Source organism: Paraburkholderia antibiotica (genome assembly GCF_012927125.1).
In the GTDB taxonomy this organism is placed as follows: Bacteria; Pseudomonadota; Gammaproteobacteria; order Burkholderiales; family Burkholderiaceae; genus Paraburkholderia; species Paraburkholderia antibiotica.
The window spans coordinates 16,181-32,682 of the sequence record NZ_JABBFZ010000033.1 but is presented as its reverse complement, the minus strand read 5'-3'; the positions used below and the strand labels follow the sequence as shown (position 1 = coordinate 32,682).

Annotated in this window: 13 protein-coding genes and 1 pseudogene; 6 read left to right on the top strand and 8 right to left on the bottom strand. The window is 62.5% G+C overall.

The features are described from left to right. Positions 1-440: 440 nt before the first annotated feature. The gene (locus tag HHL14_RS31040; protein WP_169501427.1) at positions 441-1,319 is read left to right on the top strand and encodes a cyclic nucleotide-binding domain-containing protein; all 879 of its coding nucleotides are present in this window, start codon (positions 441-443) and stop codon (positions 1,317-1,319) included. A 246-nt stretch (positions 1,320-1,565) separates the two neighbouring features. Here HHL14_RS31040 and HHL14_RS31035 read toward each other — a convergent pair whose 3' ends face one another. The 4 genes and pseudogenes from HHL14_RS31035 to HHL14_RS31020 all read right to left on the bottom strand — a co-directional run bounded on the left by HHL14_RS31035 (position 1,566) and on the right by HHL14_RS31020 (position 4,149). Next, the gene (locus tag HHL14_RS31035; protein WP_169501426.1) at positions 1,566-1,979 is read right to left on the bottom strand and encodes a DoxX family protein; all 414 of its coding nucleotides are present in this window, start codon (positions 1,977-1,979) and stop codon (positions 1,566-1,568) included. A gap of 59 nt (positions 1,980-2,038) precedes the next feature. Continuing rightward, a complete protein-coding gene (locus HHL14_RS33415; protein WP_329601766.1) occupies positions 2,039-2,533 on the bottom strand; it encodes a pirin family protein in 495 nt (164 codons plus the stop codon). Positions 2,534-2,556: 23 nt separating this feature from the next. Beyond that, positions 2,557-2,814, bottom strand: a pseudogene (locus HHL14_RS34030) (pirin family protein); the annotation flags it as partial. 81 nt (positions 2,815-2,895) lie between these two features. Next, positions 2,896-4,149, bottom strand: a complete 1,254-nt coding sequence (locus HHL14_RS31020) for a hypothetical protein (protein WP_169501423.1) — start codon at positions 4,147-4,149, stop codon at positions 2,896-2,898. A 227-nt stretch (positions 4,150-4,376) separates the two neighbouring features. Here HHL14_RS31020 and HHL14_RS31015 point away from each other — a divergent pair, with 227 nt between their 5' ends. Beyond that, positions 4,377-5,282, top strand: coding sequence for a LysR family transcriptional regulator (locus tag HHL14_RS31015; RefSeq protein ID WP_169501422.1), 906 nt, complete (start codon positions 4,377-4,379; stop codon positions 5,280-5,282). A gap of 170 nt (positions 5,283-5,452) precedes the next feature. On the opposite strand, the gene ilvD is transcribed toward HHL14_RS31015, so the two are convergent. From ilvD to HHL14_RS31000, 3 genes are all read right to left on the bottom strand, one after another. Beyond that, positions 5,453-7,315 (bottom strand): dihydroxy-acid dehydratase, encoded by a 1,863-nt coding sequence (gene ilvD / locus HHL14_RS31010; RefSeq protein ID WP_169501421.1) that lies wholly within the window; start codon positions 7,313-7,315, stop codon positions 5,453-5,455. A 273-nt stretch (positions 7,316-7,588) separates the two neighbouring features. Next, entirely contained in the window at positions 7,589-8,410 is an 822-nt protein-coding gene (locus tag HHL14_RS31005) for an alpha/beta hydrolase (protein WP_169501420.1), read from the bottom strand. Positions 8,411-8,472: 62 nt separating this feature from the next. Beyond that, on the bottom strand, positions 8,473-8,802 hold the full coding sequence (locus HHL14_RS31000; protein ID WP_169501419.1) for a hypothetical protein: 330 nt from the start codon (positions 8,800-8,802) through the stop codon (positions 8,473-8,475). A gap of 74 nt (positions 8,803-8,876) precedes the next feature. Here HHL14_RS31000 and HHL14_RS30995 point away from each other — a divergent pair, with 74 nt between their 5' ends. Next, positions 8,877-10,265, top strand: coding sequence for a TIGR00366 family protein (locus HHL14_RS30995; protein ID WP_169501418.1), 1,389 nt, complete (start codon positions 8,877-8,879; stop codon positions 10,263-10,265). 140 nt (positions 10,266-10,405) lie between these two features. Here HHL14_RS30995 and HHL14_RS30990 read toward each other — a convergent pair whose 3' ends face one another. Then, positions 10,406-11,551 (bottom strand): branched-chain amino acid ABC transporter substrate-binding protein, encoded by a 1,146-nt coding sequence (locus tag HHL14_RS30990; protein WP_169501417.1) that lies wholly within the window; start codon positions 11,549-11,551, stop codon positions 10,406-10,408. Positions 11,552-12,251: 700 nt separating this feature from the next. Here HHL14_RS30990 and HHL14_RS30985 point away from each other — a divergent pair. The 3 genes from HHL14_RS30985 to HHL14_RS30975 are packed head-to-tail and all read left to right on the top strand — an operon-like array spanning position 12,252 to position 16,491. Next, a complete protein-coding gene (locus HHL14_RS30985) occupies positions 12,252-14,996 on the top strand; it encodes a xanthine dehydrogenase family protein molybdopterin-binding subunit (RefSeq protein ID WP_169501416.1) in 2,745 nt (914 codons plus the stop codon). After that, positions 14,984-15,502: a (2Fe-2S)-binding protein gene (locus HHL14_RS30980; RefSeq protein ID WP_169501415.1), complete on the top strand. Its 519-nt coding sequence runs from the start codon at positions 14,984-14,986 to the stop codon at positions 15,500-15,502. The genes HHL14_RS30985 and HHL14_RS30980 overlap by 13 nt, the downstream gene beginning before the upstream one ends. Before the next feature lie 2 nt (positions 15,503-15,504). Continuing rightward, positions 15,505-16,491, top strand: a complete 987-nt coding sequence (locus HHL14_RS30975; RefSeq protein ID WP_169501414.1) for a hypothetical protein — start codon at positions 15,505-15,507, stop codon at positions 16,489-16,491. Positions 16,492-16,502 lie beyond the last annotated feature (11 nt).

The window sequence follows — 16,502 nt, the reverse complement described above, 5'->3', positions numbered from 1 at the left end:
CCTATCTGCTATAGCACCCTGACCTTTCGCAAACCGCCATCGACTTGACGCCACATGCCCTGGGTCCGCGCCTGACAGAACGCCAATATGGAATGGCGAAGACTAGACCGGTAGCACATGAACGGTCTCTGAGGCACGACCAGTGCCAAAAATCAAACGGCAAAACATAAAGCGATCGGCATATCTACCGGTCATTGCATCTTCAATATCGCCTGATTGAATTGGATTGCATTGAAGCTGGCCACCCGCCTGTTCCTATATGTCGCATACCCGCAGTACTCAAACATCATCCAATTTATCTTTCATATATCTTTCATTTTAATTTCAGTATTATTACATACAAATACTGCAATGTCGTAGAGAAAACACCTGAGATACCGACGCTAACCACCGAGGCGACTCTGTGTGGCTGCTCCATGAAGTCAAACCACGGAGATTCTATGGAATGTATTGCCCCTCGCCTGCCCATCGCTGCCGCACCCGATAGCCGAGGAGACGCCGCCCGTTGTTCGGCCTGCGCGATGCAAAAAATCTGCATACCCAAGAATGGGGACAGTTCAACACTTATTAGCATCGAGGCAATTATCCGCAGAGCACGTTCGCTTCGACGCGGTCAGTACCTTTACGGCGCCGGCCATACTCTGCACTACCTGTTTGCCGTACGTTCCGGCGCAGTCAAGACAATCATGCGTACCAGTGACGGACGCGAACAGATCGTTGGTATATATGGACCCGGCGACACGCTTGGCCTGGACGGACTGGCAACGGGTCAGCATGCACTAGACGCCGTCGCGACGGACGAAAGCTCGATCTGCCTGATTCCCTACGACATGTTCCGGCAGCTGTGCCACGACGTCCCGGCAGTCCAGCACCGCCTGACGGAAATCATGGGTCAGCAGGTCATACGTGACGCCAATCTGAAGATGCTGAGTAGCATGCAGCCGATGGAAGCGCGCGTCGTCGCTTTCCTCATCGAACTTTCGCAGCTCAACGTGCGAAGAGGGTTTTCTCCCCGTGAATTCAATATCGGCATGACACGCGCTGAGATCGGCAACTATCTGGGCACGACACTGGAAACGGTGTGCCGGGTGATGTCGGCCCTATCGCGCGACAGAGTGATCGAGGTGCAGGGAAAGCGGGTTCGCGTGCTGGACTTCGACAGTCTCAGGGCCCGCCTCGATTCTTCGAGCACGAGAACCAGTACGGCAAATCTGACGCCGAGGCCAGGTACGCTTGATCGGGTTTCGCAAAAGCAACCGCAAACTCGCAGTAAGCGACAAATCCGGGATTACGCGCTCGAGCAATCCCCTTTCGGCTAATACCAGACATTCTCGTCCTGAAGTTGCTTCAGTTCGCGCATCCACTCCGACTTCAGGCTCGCGTACTTTTCTTCCCGCGATTGTTAAATGCGGCAACGCAAGCGTGGATGGGCAAACGCAAAAAGCCGGCCAGGAATCCCGGCCGGCTTTCGCGTCAGACTTCGCAAATCCAGAATTCATTTGCAAGCCTAACCCTATACCGAACGACCACTTCAAACACCCGTAATCGATCGGCTCATTTCCGTATTACTGCCTGTCGATCGAATACTTTCCCGGTCCAGTCACGCACAACAGCAACAGTCCGCCGAAAATGCTCACGTTCTTATAGAAGTGAATCATGTTGTTATGTTGCTCCGCGCCCGCCATGCTCCAGAAATGGTGTCCGATAAACGCCGTACCCAGCGTATATAGCGCCAGAATGAACGCGAGCGGTCGCGTATAGAAACCGAGCACGATTGCGATCCCGACAACCAACTCCATCACGACCGCAACAACCGCGGCGAACGCCGGCACCGGCGCGCCTAGCGAATCCATATAAGCGACCGTGCCGGAAAAGCCGACCAGTTTGTTCCAGCCGAACAACATGAAGAGCACCATCATCAGCACTCGGGAAATCAGCAGCAGCGAGTCTTTATGCTGCTCGAAAAGGGTATAGCGCATTTTTATATCCACTCAAAAGATAGTTAGCAGGTTGTCGATCGGATTAGAAAGTCGACGTTTCAGAACGGCACGCCGTCCAGCGTTCCCATACGGCCTTCGGCGAAATCGCGCCGGCCCTGGGCGAGTTGCTCGTGCGTATTCATCACGAACGGTCCCGAGAACAGCACGTCGCCCTGTACCGGAAGACCGCCGATCAGCACGAGTTCGACCGCCTCGCCGCCACGCGCGGCGACGCTCACTTGCGAGCCATCGCCAAGCAGCCCCAACATGCCCGTTTCCAGCCGGAGATCCTGAACACTAGCCTCGCCTTCGACGACGTACAGCCCCATCTCCAACGACGCATCCAGTTTCACCGTCGCCACAGTCCCCGGCTCGACACGCAGCCGCGCGAAAGCCGCGCTGCTGCTGAGCGCCATCGGTCCGCGCAGACCATCGACTTCCCCGGCCACGACGTCGAGCCGCGAGCCGTCGCTTTCGCGTGTCGGAATCTGCGCGGCGCGCAGCGACGCATAGCTCGGCTCCACGTGCTTGAGTTCCGGCGGCAGGCTGAGCACAACTGCAGTCCGTGGCGGCCGCTCAGCGGTCGCTCCGCGTGCAGCATCCCGCGGCCCGCGCGAATGACCTGAGCATCGCCGGGTCCGAGACGGTCATGCGAGCCCATGCTGTCGCGATGCTCGACGACGCCTTTGAACAGATAGCTGACGACGTCGATGCCAGCATGCGGATGCGGCCGATCTCCGATCCCACGCAGTCCTTCATGACGATAGTGATCGACGAAAACAAACGGGCCCACTGCCGTCAGCGACGATTGCGGCAGCGCGCGCAGCAGATGCATCTCTCCGTCATCGATGACGTCCTGTGCCGCGATAACGTATTCACGCTACGTTCCATGATGAATTCTCCTTCCTCCAAAACCTCAGATCCCGTCGAAGCCCGCACCCGCGCGCAAGCCCTCGATACGCAGCACGCTGACACTGCCGTGCAGTTCCAGTGGCTCGACACCTTCGCCATGCGTGACGAGACCGCCCTCCACCACCACCTCGCGCGCCACGCCGCCCGGCTTCACGCTGAAAGCGATTGCCGAGAGCTTGAGCACCACACCCTTGACCAGCGAATCGCCGGTGCCGCCGTAGGTTTCAATCCCACGCCGCACCGCGATGCTGCCGACCGGCTGGCTGATCTGGATACCGACCGCGCCATCCGCATGCGTGATCACACGCTCGAACTCCGCCGAATGCACCGTGCCCGCATAAACGTTGAAGCCGCGCGCGCCCTGACCAAAGGTCTCGATCGCGCCATCCACCCGCAGCCGGTTCACCGTGCCGAAGTTGACGAAGCCGATACCGCTCGGGCCATACGACGTGATCTTGTCGCTAGCGACCCAACTGTCCACGGTGCCCCAGTTGTCGAGCACCATGTCGTTCGGTCCGTAGGTCGTGACCGGGCCGAGATTGCGCACGCTGTGCGCGAACGCGCCGGACACGATGAACACGCCGCCGGTAATGCGGTCCGGCGTCCCATGAGCGATACCACCGTCGCTATACACGGCGCCGGTCTCGACGCGACGCGCGATCAACTGACCGCCCGTGTCGCCCGCACCGCCGACGAAGATGCCGCTGCCGCGCACCGGCGCGCCTTCGCGGCCGGCCGACAGGCCGGACAGATCGGCGGTGATCGTCACGGCCGGATCGGCCTGCCGATTCCATAACGTGAACGCACCTTGAATCACCTCGACGCCGTAGCCCTTCGGACGCTCGTCGTAAGCGCGCGCATCCGCGGCCTCGATGTCGATGTCGTGCACTTCGACGTGGCCACCGCGCACCCTGTCGCGAGCGAGCAGTTGCACGACGCCGGTGACGCGCAGCTTGCGCAGCACGAGGCGGCCGAGTTGCTCGACGCCGCTGTCGTTATAGATCGCGCGATGATCGGGATCGGTGACGACATGCGGCCCTTCGACGTGGTTGTCGGCGCACAGCCGCAGCCCATGCTGGCCCGGCGCAAAACGCAGCGCGGCCTGCGCGCTCGTGCCGATCAGCGTCTGACCGCGCGACAACTGCAGCGTCGGCAGACCCGCCAATTCCGCAGCAATGGAGATATGAGCGATCTGCGGATTCGCGACCGCGTCGATCAACTCTTCCGTGCTTAAAACGACGACCTGAGTCTGGTTCATGACAAGGCTCCCTGAACGCACTGCACTGATTAACGATGCAATGAATTCTAGGTTTCGCCTCGCGCCGGCACAGCGGTCGGGCGGCATTTCACTTGTGCCTGACAGGCACAAATCAATTGACAGCCATGCGCGCTCTGTGGCTCAGTGAAGTCATCTGCCGTCGCGCGTAAATCAGCATGAACCCATGCGCCGCGCGGCACATATGCCACCCGGAGAAAGCATCGGCTATGGAAGATTCAGGTATCGGCGAATTCGGCACGCTCGAGATGTTTTGCGCGGCGGCCCGAGCGCGGAGCTTCACGGCGGCATCGATCGCGCTGGGCACCACGCCGTCGGCAATCAGCAAGGCCGTGCAACGCCTCGAAACGCGGCTCGGACTCAAGCTATTCCAGCGCACCACGCGCGCCATTCGCCTGACGGACGACGGCCTCGCCTACTTCAAGGTCTGCCAGCAGGCACTGGATAACATTCGAGAAACGGAACAGGTGCTAAGCGGCCATCGCATGCCGCGCGGCGTGCTGCGCGTCAGCCTGCCCGACAGCTACGGTATCAAGCGCGTCGCGCCGCTGATTCCCGCGTATACGGAGCGCTATCTCGGGCACGTCAGGGTCGAGGCATCGCTGAACAACGCGCTCGCCGACTTCGTGGAACAGGGCTTCGACCTCGCGATCCGGCTCGGCAAGGTGGCCGATTCCCGGCTCGGCTCGCGCCCATTGCACGACACATCCCCGCTGATCGTCGCGTCGCCGGACTATCTGCGCCGGCATCCGGCACTCCGCACGCCCGAGGATCTGCACGACCACACCTGCGTGGGACTGTGGATGCCCGATAGCGGCAAGGTGATGCCGTGGACCTTCGGCGTCGACGGTCAGGATCGCGAACTGTCGATCCGTGCCGCGATGACTTTCGATCATCCGTTCGCGGTCTCCGCCGCGGTGCTGAGCGGCGGCGGCCTCGCGCAACTGCTCGATTTCACGGTCGAGGAAGAACTTCGCAGCGGCCGCCTCGTCGAGGTACTCGCGCCGTTCCGGCCGTCATCGCGACCGGTGTCGGCGGTCTATCTGCGCAATCGCTACGGCTCGGCCAAGGTGCGCACGTTCGTGGACTTTCTACTCGAAGCCAATGCCGGGTAGAACGAAATAACCGGCGCGCGGCGCTCGATCGAAACACAAGCGCCACGGCAAAAAAATCGCGGATGGCATGCGCTCATCTGAGCACACCACCATCCGCGATCGTCACCGAACGACTCCGCCAGCGAAACGCCGCGAAGCCATGCCGCGTTATTGGCGGCTATATCGGCACTTTACTTGCGCTTCAATTGCGAAATATCGCGCACCGCGCCGCGATCGGCCGAGGTCGCGAGCGCCGCGTACGCCTGCAGCGCCTGCGACACCACGCGTTCGCGATTCGTCGGCTGCCATGCGTCGGCGCCGCGCGCTTCCATCGCCGCACGACGACGCGCGAGTTCTTCGTCCGACACCGCCAGATGCATCTTGCGCTGCGGAATGTCGATCTCGATCTTGTCGCCGTCTTCCACCAGACCGATCACGCCGCCCTCGGCCGCTTCCGGCGACGCATGGCCGATCACGAGACCCGACGAGCCGCCCGAGAAGCGGCCATCGGTAAACAGCGCGCACGTCTTGCCGAGGCCCTTCGACTTCAGGTACGACGTCGGGTACAGCATTTCCTGCATGCCCGGACCGCCCTTCGGACCTTCGTAGCGAATCACCACGACGTCGCCCGGCACGACCTTGTCGCCGAGAATCGCTTCGACCGCGTCGTCCTGGCTTTCGAACACGCGCGCGCGGCCCGAGAACAGCCACTGCGATTCGTCGACGCCCGCGGTCTTCACGATACAGCCCTTCTCCGCGAGGTTGCCGTACAGCACCGCGAGACCGCCGTCCTTCGAATACGCGTTCTCCTTACTGCGGATACAGCCGCTCTTGCGGTCCGTGTCGAGCGTCGTGAAGGTCGCTTCCTGGCTGAACGCAACCGTGGTCGGAATGCCGCCCGGCGCCGCGCGGAAGAACTTCTGCGCTTCGTCGCCCGCGCCGCCGGCCACGTCCCACTTCGCGATCGCGTTGCCGAGCGTGCCGCTATGCACGTTGCCGCACGACAGATCGAGCAGATCCGCGCGCGCCAGCTCGCCGAGAATCCCGATGATGCCGCCCGCGCGGTGCACGTCTTCGATGTGGTACTTGTCGGTCATCGGCGCGGCCTTGCACAGGCACGGCGCCTTGCGCGAGATGCGGTCGATATCCGACATCGTGAAGTCGACGCCCGCTTCCTGCGCGGCCGCCAGCAGGTGCAGCACGGTGTTGGTCGAGCCGCCCATCGCGACGTCGAGCGTCATCGCGTTTTCGAATGCCTGCTTGGTCGCGATGCTACGCGGCAGCACCGACGCGTCTTCTTCCTGGTAGTAACGGCGGCACAGATCGACGACGAGGCTACCGGCCTGTTCGAACAGGCCCTTGCGCCATGCGTGCGTCGCGACGATCGTGCCGTTGCCCGGCAGCGCCAGACCAATCGCCTCGGTCAGGCAGTTCATCGAGTTCGCGGTGAACATGCCCGAGCACGAACCGCAGGTCGGGCACGCGCTGCGCTCGACTTCGGCGACTTCGGCGTCGCTGATCTTCGGATCGGCGGCCTTGATCATCGCGTCGATCAGGTCGATCTTCGCGATCACCTGGCCGTCGGTCGGCGACTTGACCTTGCCCGCTTCCATCGGACCGCCCGACACGAACACGACCGGAATGTTCAGCCGCATCGCGGCCATCAGCATGCCCGGGGTGATCTTGTCGCAGTTCGAGATGCAGACCATCGCGTCCGCGCAGTGCGCGTTGACCATGTACTCGACCGAGTCCGCGATCAGTTCGCGCGACGGCAGCGAATACAGCATGCCGCCGTGGCCCATCGCGATGCCGTCGTCGACGGCGATCGTGTTGAATTCCTTCGCCACGCCGCCGGCCGCTTCGATCTGCTTCGCGACCAGCGCGCCGAGGTCGCGCAGGTGCACGTGGCCCGGCACGAACTGCGTGAACGAGTTCACGACCGCGACGATCGGCTTGCCGAAATCGTCGTCCTTCATGCCGGTCGCGCGCCACAGCGCGCGGGCGCCGGCCATGTTGCGGCCATGAGTCGAAGTGCGTGAGCGATAGTGGGGCATCTATATCCTCAGGTATTGCTGTTATCAGTGTTGGAGCGCCCGCTTCGGTCTGCCGATACGCGCCGCGGCGCCGGTCTCGGCGGCGGCAGCGACGTGGCGTGACCTGGTAGCTCGCGGGCGGTGGGGATTCCAGGCGTGCGCGGATTTTGCGCTGGGAACGAATAGTGCAAGAGTGCCGGTAAGACGTCCAATATATTTTTTTGGCGTAATTAGGTCGGAAAATATATTAATTCCGATCGCCACCCAGGCTCCGGGCTTGCGGCCGGCGCAAGCTCAACGCTGCTTTGCCAGCGCCGTCATCAGTAGGCCGTCCGGGCGGGCCAGATCGTCGAGCACCGAGAAATGCGTGCATCCCGGCACGTGCAGAAGCGTGGCCTGCTCGCCCGCCGCCGCGCAGGCGGCCGCGTAGTCGTCCGACTGACGCACCAGCTCCGGCAATTCCGCGCTGCCGACCGCGATCAGCGTCGGCACACCTTTGCCGATGTGTTGAAGCGGGCTGTACGCGGCGATTTCCTGCTGGCTCAGTTGCAGCCTGTCGTTGAGGCAGCACAGGCTGATCGGTTCGAGATCGACCAGCGCGCTGATCGGCAGCGCACTCGTGACGAGCGGATGCGCGCGATGCAGCGCCGTCAGATGACCGCCCGCCGAGTGGCCGCTCAAACACACCGGCTGACCGGCAGTGCCGAGCCCGTGCGGGTCCTGCTGCAGACAATCGAGCAGCGCCGTGATTTCGCCGACGATCTGCGTCATCGACGCCTGCGGCGCGAGCGTGTACTCGGCCAACACGACGTTGAAGCCGTGCGCGAGCGGACCATCGGCGATGAAGGCGAAGTCTTCCTTCACGCAGTTCTGCCAGTAGCCGCCGCGAATGAAGACGAAGGTCGGCGCGCCGGCGTTGCCGCACGACAGCCAATCGAAACGTTCGCGCGCCCGCTCGCCGTACGGCAGATCGCGCCGCCCCGGCACACGCTCATAAAGCTGCGCGCTCCGCTGCTGGAAATCCTTCAGTACTTCCGGAAAGTTCGGGATCGCCTGAGTATTGTTATAGGCTGCATCGAGCGTCGGTCTATCCATGCCGCGGTAGACGATCGTCATAGTCTGGAGTCCCGTTCGAAGAGTTTGAGTGGAATGGGGAATGCGCGAGAAATATATGGGTATTACACGGAAATCGCGCACGCCGCCGCGCACGCAGTGCGCCATACGGTAGCGCGCGAACAACGCGCAACACGCTGTGCACAGCGTACGTCGGCCATTTTCTTGACATTCGGCGCGCATAAGACGAATAATGCGCGAACAATTCGATGTTCGTTTACCGAAACATCGTTCATTGTAAGAACATTGAAAAGAAACAGAAATCTCGTATGACGCTCCGCCGCATTCGAGATCAGCCGCGCCAGAAGCCGGGTCGCCGTCCCGACCTTTGCGGCGATCTGTTCCACCTCATCAAGGTCAGGTCCGGCAAGCTTGCCGACAATACGCGCCAGCACTCCACCCACGCCGGTGCGCCGTCGCTGTCCGCTCCGGCTCCGCAAACGACCGGTATCCACACAGAGTCACACACATGAAGCGAGACACCTCCCCTAATGCCGCCCGGCCTGCCGCATCGCGCGGCGTCGTCGAAGGTCTGGTTTATGTTTTCGAACAGGTGATGCCCGACCCGTTCGTGCTGTCGATCTGTCTGACATTCTTCGTCGCCGTACTCGCGATGCTGATCGCGCCGACCGGCACGCTGCCGACGCTGCTCGATTCCTGGTACACCGGCACGTTCGGCATTCTCGGCTTCGCGCTGCAGATGATCCTGATCCTCGCGACCGGCTACGCGATCGCGGAAGCGCCGATCGTGCAACGCGGCCTGCGCGCGCTTGCGTCGCACGCGAACTCGCCGACGCGCGCCGCGCTGCTGGTGTTTCCGGTCGTCGCGATCGCTGCGTGGCTCAACTGGGGGCTCGGGTTGATCGTCGGTGCGTTGCTGTCGCGCGAAATCGCACGGCGTGTCGACGTCGACTTCGCGTGGCTCGTCGCCGGCAGCTATTCGGCGTGGTCGATCTGCAATAGCGGGTTGTCGAGTTCGATTGCGCTGTCGCAGGCCTCGCACGGCAACGCGCTGAATCTGGTCGAGAAAGCGACCGGCCATGTGGTGCCGCTCAGCGAAACGATTTTCGCGCCGTTCGTGTTCGTTCCGACCGTGCTGGTGGTCGTCGTGATGACCGCGATCTTCATCAAAATGCACCCGAAAGCGGAGAACGTGGTCGCGTTCCGGCAGACCAGCGAAGCCGCCGCCGATGCCCCCAGCGACGATCCGCACGCCCGCGCGAGCAATGCGACATCGCTCGCCGCGCGCCTCGAACAGTCGATGCTCGGCACGCTGCTGCTGCTCGCGCTCGGCATCGGCTATCTGGCGATGACGTGGCACAAGGAAGGCTTCGATCTCGACATCAACAACACGATCCTGATCTTCCTGATGATCGGCCTCGCGCTGCAACGCACGCCGATCGCGTACGCGAACTCGATCCGCCGCGCCGCGCGTCAGACCGGCTCGATGCTGCTGCAATATCCGATGTACGGCGGGATCATGGGCATCATGAAGGGCACGGGCCTCGCGTCGATGATCGCGAAGGCGTTCGTGACGATCGCCTCGCCGGTCACGCTGCCGCTGTGGAGCTATCTGAGCTCGCTGATCATCACGCTGCTGGTGCCGAGCGCCGGCGGCCACTGGGCAGTGCAGGGTCCGTTCGTGCTGCCCGCGGCGCTGAGCCTGCATGCGTCGGTGCCGCGCACCGCGATGGGCGTCGCGATGGCGGAGAACGTGTCGAACATGCTGCAGCCGTTCTGGGCAGTGCCGATCGTCGCGATTGCGGGCATCCGCATTCAACGCGTGATGGGTTATACGGCGGTGACGTTCGCGGTGTCGCTGGTGATTTACGCGGTGGCGTTGTGGCTCGTGCCGTAACTCGCACGCCTGCCATACGTGCGATGGCCTGAGTCGAGCGACCAGGCTATCACCGCAAAAGCCAAGGGCCGGTGAAGCATTGCTTCATCGGCCCTTGGTGTTTTTACAGCGTGTACAGCTTATTCAGCGCTTACACGCACTTACATCTTCACGACGTCGAGCAGCGTCTTCTTGCCGTCCTTGTAGTTGTACAGCGAGATCACGCCGTGCTGCAGGTCGCCCTTCGCATCGAACGTGGTCTGGCCGGTCACGCCCTTGAAGTTGGTGCCCGGGATCTTCGCGAGAATCTTCGCCGGCTCGGTCGAGTTCGCGCGCTTCATCGCGTCGACGACGATATACACGGCGTCGTACGTGAACGGTGCATCGAATTCGATCGGATGGCCGAAGCGCTTCGTGTACTTCGCCGCGAATTGCGCGCCGCCGTTCATGCGCTCGACCGCCATGCCGGCCTGCGAGCACACCACGTTGCCGGCAGCCGGGCCCGCGAGGTCCGCGAGGCTTTCGGTGCAGACGCCGTCGCCCGACAGCATCTTCGCGCGCAAGCCCAGTTGACGCGCCTGCTTCGCGAACGGACCGCCGGTTGCGTCCATACCGCCGTACATGATCGCGTCCGGGTTTTCGCCCTTGATCTTGGTGAGAATCGCGCGGAAGTCGACAGCCTTGTCGTTGGTCGCGTCATGCGACACGACCTTCAGGCCGAGCGACTTCGCGGTCTTTTCGAATTCGTTCGCGAGACCCTGGCCGTACGCGGTCGAATCGTCGACCACGGCAACCGTCTTCACGTTCATGCTTTTCGCCGCGTAGTTCGCGAGTGCCGGACCTTGCTGCGCATCGGTCGCAACGACGCGATAGGTCGTCTTGAAGCCCTGCTGCGTGTATGCCGGATTCGTCGACGATGGCGAGATCTGCAGGATGCCCGCATCGCTATAGATCTTCGAAGCCGGAATCGATGCGCCCGAGTTCAGGTGGCCAACCACCGCGACGACCTTGTCGTCGACGAGCTTCTGCGCGACCTGAGTCGCCTGACGCGGGTCGCCCGCGTCGTCCTGCGCGTCGAGCACCAGCGTGATCTTTTGACCGTTGATCGTCAGGCCCTGCGCGTTGATTTCCTCGATCGCGAGGCGCGCGCCGTTTTCGTTGTCCTTGCCGAGGTGGGCGGAGCCGCCCGTCAACGGACCGACGTGACCGATCTTCACGACCTGGTCCGCGTTCGCCGTACCGGCGACGCTTGCGAATGCGATGACCGCTGCGCTCACCGGCAGCAGCTTATGAAACTTGAACGACATACGACACATCTCCTCTTTGCTTACCTTGCCAACCGGATGGTTGGAAATTCCTGATACTACTGGGTCAACCGCCATTCATCCGTTCGGGATGAAAATGCATTGCGGCGTATCCGACGCGAGGTCTGGTTCGCCATTTTTAGTGGCAGCACAATAACGCAAAACCGGCTCAAACGACAGATTTCCTGGCTGGCGGGATTTGCTCCGCCTCAAGTACGTCCTCCTCCATCTTCTAATGCAGGTCGTCGCCGAGAATAACGTTCATTCAGCCAATCGTCAGCAAAAGTCGCGAAATGCATGATAAATAATCCAATATGGATAGATTTCGCGCTTATCTTGCAGTAACTGATTCTTCCGCATAGCATTCCCGAAAGTCGATTCAAAAGCCAATAAACAAACGACGCGAGCAATGACCATGATGAGAGACAGGGACATTCGATCCGGGGTAATTCCACACAGTCCGCGACGATTGCGATGAGAGGCAGCACCGTTCGCGACGCGTCCGACCATCAGCCGACGCGCACCGAACGGCGTAAAGCGCCCACGCCGACACCCGAGCCAATTCACTACGAGCCATCTACTGCCAGGCGGTGACAAGACCGGCCGCATTGGCATTCGCATCGTCGTCGTTTAGCGCCGCTCACGCGGTGCCCATTCGCATTGCATAAAGACTGGAATAACAATTAATCCGGGGGAGCCCGATATGGCTTTCGATATACCTGTTACGCGCCGCACCTTTCTGAAGGTCATGGGCAGCGGCGCGCTGGTGGCGATTTCGATCAGCAATCTGCCCGCGGCAGTACTGATGAATTCGTCGATGCAAACCGAGCCCGACAATGGTCCGCCATGGGCGCCGGAGCCGGGCAAAGCGCGCTGGCGCATCGACGGCATTCCGAAAGTGACCGGCCAGAAAATCTATGCGCGCGATTTCAAGGCGAGCGATTTCGTCGGTTGGCCGAAACAGGAAAACTGGCTTTATGCGCTGCGCTGCAATCGCGTCGATCGCGTGTATGAGGGCTACGACCTCAGCATGCTGCCGGCCGAATTGCAGCCGCTCGCGATCGTCGATACCGATGCGCTGCTCGCACGCAACATCCCGCTCGCGCCCGAAGCCGATCCGATTGCGAGTCAGGATATCTACTGGCTCGCACGCAAGGGTCATGCGGCGGACTGCTACGGCCAGCCCGCGGCGATGCTGATCTTCGCGAACTTCGACGTGTACCGCCGCGCGCGCAAGCTGCTCGACTTCAACGACAACGCGATCCGTTATGGCGCGCCCGTGCCACCGGAAGATCGTCCGAAGCCGGTCCCGTTCACGCCGACCACGACCTACGTGCGCGACGACGACACGGACTTCAACTACGTGAAGGACTACCAGGTCGGCAGCGACGGCAAGCCGACGCCCGCCTACCTGGCCGCGCTCGAAAAAGCGCGCGGCAATATCGATGCGACGATCCAGCGCAACGCGGACCAGGGCACGTGGTTCAAGGCCGGCGCATCGAACCCGCAAGGCTTCATGACGCCCGCGATGGACCCGGTGTTCATGGAACCGGAAAGCGGCCTCGCGTGGTACGACGCCGCGTCGGGCCAACTGCGTCTCGTGCTCGGCACGCAATCGGCCAGCGAAGATGCCCAAAGCGCGGTGTCGCTATTCACCGGCAGCCTCGTGAACCTCAACGCCGTGCATATCGTCGCGTGCTATCCGGGCGGCGGCTTCGGCGGTCGCGATCGCTCGTATTTCCCGCTGTATCTGTCGCTCGCGGCACCCTTCGCGCAAGCACCGCTGCGCTGGCAGCAATCGCGCTACGAGCAGTTCCAGGTCGGCCTCAAGCGCTGCGAGACGCAGTTCACCGAATCGCTCTGGTTCAATCGGCAGGGCAAGATCCAGGCACTCAAATGCGACTTCACGATGAACGGCGGCGGCAAGAAGAATCTGTCGCCCTACGTCGCGCAACTCGCGGCGCTCAGCGCGATGAGCTGCTACGAAATTCCGCGCGCGGATGCGACCGCGTCGTCGCTGTACACGCCTGAAGTATTCGGCGGATCGCAGCGCGGCTTCGGCGGTCCGCAGGCGTTCATCGCGATCGAAACCCTGCTGGACGAAGCCGCCGCCGAACTGCACATGTCGCCATTCGCGATCCGGCGCGCCAATCTGCTCGGCAGCGCGCCATCGCTCGGCCGCGGACGCGCGATCACCGGCGCGCCGATCCTGTTCGATCTGCAACTGAATGGCGTACTCGACAGCCTCGAACAGCATCCGTTGTGGCAGGAGCGCGAAACGACGCGCGCGCAACGCGAGGCGCAGGGTCTGAAATACGGCGTTGGTCTCGCGATGTCGAACGAAGCGTTCGGCACGTCGGGCGACGGCATGTATGGCATGGTGCAGGTGATGCCCGACGGCAGCCTGCGCGTCATCACCACCTATACCGACATGGGCAACGGCGCGGCGACGACGCTCGGTCTCGCGCCGTCCGAATATCTCGGCCAGAACGCGCAGACAATCGCGATGAGCGTGTACGAGCCGTTCAAGTCGTTGCACCTGACGGCCACCAGCAATCCGCAGAAACAGACCGATGTGCGCTACGGATCGGGTTCGTCGAGCGCGTGCCTTGGTGCGTTTCATCAGTACCACGCGGTGAAGGGCGCGGGGCAGGCGCTGCTGCTCGAAAGCGTGCTACCCGCGGCGCAAAGTCTCTGGCGCGAAAACGTCAAAGCCGCCGACGTCAAATGGGTCGACGGTGCACTCGTTGCACGCGGTATCGACAAACCGCTCGCATGGAACGATCTGTTGCAGCAGATGCGCAACCTGAATCTGCCGACCGTCGCGGCCGTGCACGCGAGCTACGCAGGCTCGTTCTGGACCGGCACCTATCCGTTCAGGTCCGGCGCGGCCGAGATCGAATACGACTACGTGGCCGTCGGCACGAATCCCGACAGCCTGTCGCCGCTGCTTCGCGATCTGCATCCGCCGGTGGTCGACGGCGCGAAATTCCAGCGCACCACGTATGCGCCGTCGGCCGCGTTGCTGGCGTTGTCCGTCGATCCGTCGAACGGCCGCGTGAAAGTCGAACACGTGGCGTCGGCGGTGAGCGTCGGACGGCAGCTTTGCCCGGACCTCGTCGAAGGACAGTCGCAGGGCGCGGTCGCGATGGGCCTCGGCAACGTGCTGACCGAGACCTGTCCGCTCGGCAACGACGGACCCGGCAATGGCCGCTGGAATCTCAACCGCTATCTGCTCACGCGGCTCCCCGATATTCCGGTGCAAACGCTGATCGCGTTGCCGCCGCCAAACGACGATCCGAACAACGCGCGCGGCATCGCCGAGGCCGTGATGTGTCCGATCGCGCCGGCGCTGCTCAACGCACTCGCGATGGCCACCGGCCATCGCTTCAGGGAAACCCCGGTCACGCCGGACCAGCTTCGGAGGGCTTTGCAATGGGCAGCGTGATTCGCCTTTATATCAACGGACAGGCCGTCGACGCGCAACCCGGCGACGCCGACATGAACCTGATCGACTTCCTGCACGAGCGGCGCGATCTGACCGGCACGAAGCTGTGCTGCGGCATTGGCGTATGCCGCGCGTGCACGGTCGGCACGCGCAATCTACCCGATGCGCCGATGGAAAAAACACTCGCGTGCTCGACACCGGTCAGTGCGATGCAGGACATGCACGTCTACACCGTCGAAGGACTGATGCAGGACGGCAAGCTGTCGCCGCTGCAGCAGAGCTTTCTCGAGTCGTTCGCGTTCCAGTGCGGCTACTGCGCGCCGGGCTTTCTGATGGCCGCGACCGCGATGCTCGATCATCTGCGCACCCATCCGGTCGACGTCGCGCAGCTCGACGACACGATCGAGTCGTGGATCGGCGGCAATCTGTGCCGCTGCACGGGCTACGTGAAATACATCGAAGCGATCCGCAAGATCGCGGCGCCCTATACCCGCAACGGAGCATGACAATGACAACCTGTTTGCGTGTGCTGGTGCTGCTGTTAATGTTCGCGGCCCGCGCCACCTTCGCCACCGGCATGGCGGATCAGACGTTGCTGCAATACGGCCAGCAATGCGTCGACGAAATCGGCGAAATTCCCGCCTTCGACTGCAACGCGGGCACCACCGTGCCAATCACCGTGAACAATCATGTGCCCGCGCGCTACTTCGCGAACATGACCTGCGACCGGCCTGCGCTGCTGCCCTACGAAGCACCAACGTCGGGACCCTGCACGCCGTATTCGAAGATCCTGAACCTGTCGCACGGCGAAACGGAGATCTCGGCCTTCTGCCGCCGCAAGATCATTCGCCCGAACCAGAGCCCGTATTACGACGAGGTCGACATCGTGCTGCACCACACCGGCAACGGCAAAACGTGCTGGTTCCATGCAGAGCATCCGCACAGCGCGGCGGGCTTCAACGCGACGCGCGTGCCGCCGCCGAACGAGAAAACGCCGCCGCCGGGGCACGTGTCCGCCGAAGCGTTCTGGTGGCCGCCCGCCGCGACCGCGACGAAGAAATGCGTGTCGTGCCACGACGCGAGTCCGGTGATGTATAGCCCGTGGCTCGGCCAGGTGTGGGACAAGGTGCCGACCGACCCGTGGGGCAAGTACCTCAATCTCGGCGATGCGTTCGTGTCGTGGAAGTCGCTGTCGATCAGCACGCCGGGCAATACCTGCATCGGCTGCCATCGCATCGGCGATCAGAAAAGCTGCAGCATCTACGTGCCGCTCGCGGCGGGCATGCTCGCCGCGCCGAAAGGCAGCGACAAGCTCGCGAACGGCTATCCGCTCAATCACTGGATGCCGGTCGACAATAACCGCAGCCACGCCGAGTGGGATGCGGCGAACGTGGAATCGGTTCGGAATCTGCTGACCTGCTGCTCGCCGGAGGGCAAGAACGATCCGAAATGCCACTTCGCGCCGAATGCGCAGAGCAGTGTGAAAGGTGGTTAAACCGGCGGTCG